General features: G+C 34.7%; 4 protein-coding genes. 1 reads left to right on the top strand and 3 read right to left on the bottom strand.

Going from position 1 to position 2,258, the window contains the following annotated elements; genetic code table 11:
• Positions 1-590: 590 nt before the first annotated feature.
• Positions 591-677, top strand: coding sequence for a hypothetical protein (locus J2T13_RS26100; protein ID WP_429375625.1), 87 nt, complete (start codon positions 591-593; stop codon positions 675-677).
• A gap of 36 nt (positions 678-713) precedes the next feature.
• Here the strand turns inward: J2T13_RS26100 and J2T13_RS26095 are convergent, their stop codons facing one another.
• From J2T13_RS26095 to J2T13_RS26085, 3 genes are all read right to left on the bottom strand, one after another.
• Positions 714-1,142, bottom strand: coding sequence for an NUDIX domain-containing protein (locus tag J2T13_RS26095; RefSeq protein WP_429375624.1), 429 nt, complete (start codon positions 1,140-1,142; stop codon positions 714-716).
• A 146-nt stretch (positions 1,143-1,288) separates the two neighbouring features.
• Positions 1,289-1,459 (bottom strand): DUF3024 domain-containing protein, encoded by a 171-nt coding sequence (locus J2T13_RS26090; RefSeq protein ID WP_429375622.1) that lies wholly within the window; start codon positions 1,457-1,459, stop codon positions 1,289-1,291.
• A 29-nt stretch (positions 1,460-1,488) separates the two neighbouring features.
• Entirely contained in the window at positions 1,489-2,052 is a 564-nt protein-coding gene (locus J2T13_RS26085) for a 5' nucleotidase, NT5C type (protein WP_429375620.1), read from the bottom strand.
• Positions 2,053-2,258: the final 206 nt, after the last annotated feature.

Below are 2,258 nucleotides of genomic sequence, written 5' to 3'. Positions count from 1 at the left end.
TACTATATCTAGCCATTGCCGTTCCACCTCATTCTCTCTTTTCAACTACATTACATTCTATTGAGGGGTACGACAACTATTATGACACAGGGGGATATGAAACAACAATTTGATCATCATTAATGTTTCGCAAAAAGAAAATTACTTCGCCATCTAAAGTAGGTTGTTCATGAATTACATAGTCCACAAAATTCTCGCCTCTGACCTTGTTAATAGCATTTATTGGTGTATTGCTATAGCTATCATCTGTAATAAAATTGAATGCAAAATAACAACATATTCCGAATACAACTATCAAACTAGCCCACAGTAATTTCTTCAACATTTACCCCCTTGGCGTTCTTGCATAAATATCTATATATTTAAAAATACCTTGGAAATGTAAAAGACATACCCGTTTTCTTTAATAATCAGATGATATAGTTAATCTATAATATATTTTTATAACAATGAAAGGAATCTTTCAACATGACAACAAAAGTAAAACGGCAAATAAATAATGGCCCTAAAATTCGAAGAGAAAACGGCATGTTCAAAGTGCCCTATCCATTGTTACAACCGGGGATTATCGACAAAGAATTAAGGGTGTTATGTGTTTCTCAGGTCCATGGATGCTACTATATCATCCGAATGAGTCAATTAGGCATATCCCATTACCAGGTAAGTTAAGAAAATAACCATTTTCATGAAAATGCATCTTACAATTCACCTTATTAATTTCTATCTTTAAATATCATCTTGATCATTGGTGTTACTTCAATTTCTTCTAGTTCCTTTAATCTTATCCATCTTGCGCCTAATGAATCTTCCTCATCTCCATCTGTTTTTAATTCATAATTATGATTGATTATTTCTACATCGTAGATTATTCCTATATGATGCAGCTCTTCTAATTGATTTTCTAGATACGGATAGATCAGTTCATAAGATTCCGCCGTTCTTATTCTTCCCTTGATCTCACCTATTCCCGTTTCTTCTTTCATTTCTCTTCTCAAAGTTTCATATGGCTCTTCTCCGAATTCTATTGTGCCACCAGGCAAATCCCACTTCCCTGTATGTGGACCTCTAGCTTTCTTAATTAAGAGTATATTATTGTCATGTATTAATACTCCGTAAACTCCTATATGGGTATACTTCTCCATGGAAATCCTCCCAATCTGTTCGTCACCGTAAATAACTTCGACGAGTCGTCCTCCAGGTGACTAAAGAGCGTAGTGACCGCCGTGGTAATGCAATGTTATCAGATGCCCTTGCCTTCTTCGTGATATCTGACAAAACCCTACTATTCTTACACCCAGAATATCCCTAGATCATCCTTATCAACAGTTATTAATTGTTTTTCAAAGTCTTCCTCTGGGGTGATATCTTCAACGAAATGCCATTTATTCTTACTATCTCTCCAGTAGACTTTCCATTTGATTTGTTCCAGTCGAAATTGATCAATCGGTGATTCACCCATTGATCGCTTATATCCAATTATTTCTTCAATTAGAGTGACACTTTCAGCTCTAAGAAATCAATTTTGTTTTTTACTTCGAGCCAGTTTTTAGCGCGATATACAAAATCATTATTAACGGATAAATTGTATGGCTGTTCGTACAATATAACGGGTTTATTCACAAGGGAAAACTCTGCTGCATAGTGAGGTCCATCATCAATCAAAACATCTATCTTTAAATTAATACACTCTTGGAGTTTCTCTTCAGTAAATACTATATTATGATAATTTATCTTATGGAGTTTAAGCCACTCAATGGTGACATCACGAAAAAGTAATGGTCTTGCAGTAATAATTGATATTATATGTCGATCAAAAAATGTTTGTAATACTTCTATAGCATTCTCCAAAGGATTAGAGTTCAAATGAATTTCATGCCCATATCTGTGGTACATTTCATCACTCTCTGTCTTACCCCATCCATATAAACGGTATAAGTAAAAATCATTAACATCCTCAGGTGCTAATGATAAACCTGATACTTGATTATAATATTGTAAATGTGATGAAGTTGCATCAAGAATTGTGTTATCTAAATCAACTCCAATGTGCATTAACATCCCCCCTAAAAATGTATACTAATTACAACAGTATAATAACTTTGTCTTTAATAAATTTCGGGGTGGACCCGAGAAGGCTTGAGGCCCACAGCGTGCGTGGATACGTTGTTGAACTAAACCGCTACGCGGTAGCTTTTTAAATCCTACAATCTTTCACTGCCATTTTCTAAACCTTCCTTTATCATCTAGTGAAAAAGGAG

This window comes from Paenibacillus sp. DS2015 (assembly GCF_050433705.1).
Classification (GTDB): Bacteria; Bacillota; Bacilli; order Paenibacillales; family Paenibacillaceae; genus Paenibacillus_AQ.
The sequence above is the reverse complement of the archived record's forward strand: the minus strand, read 5'-3'. Positions and strand labels throughout refer to the sequence as shown.

What these genes read in the sequence shown, in the direction of transcription:
- J2T13_RS26085 (WP_429375620.1), bottom strand. Translation starts at nt 2,052, where the DNA reads ATGCACATTGGAGTTGATTTAGATAACACAATTCTTGATGCAACTTCA.
- J2T13_RS26100 (WP_429375625.1), top strand. Translation starts at nt 591, where the DNA reads ATGTGTTTCTCAGGTCCATGGATGCTACTATATCATCCGAATGAGTCA.
- J2T13_RS26095 (WP_429375624.1), bottom strand. Translation starts at nt 1,142, where the DNA reads ATGGAGAAGTATACCCATATAGGAGTTTACGGAGTATTAATACATGAC.
- J2T13_RS26090 (WP_429375622.1), bottom strand. Translation starts at nt 1,459, where the DNA reads ATGGGTGAATCACCGATTGATCAATTTCGACTGGAACAAATCAAATGG.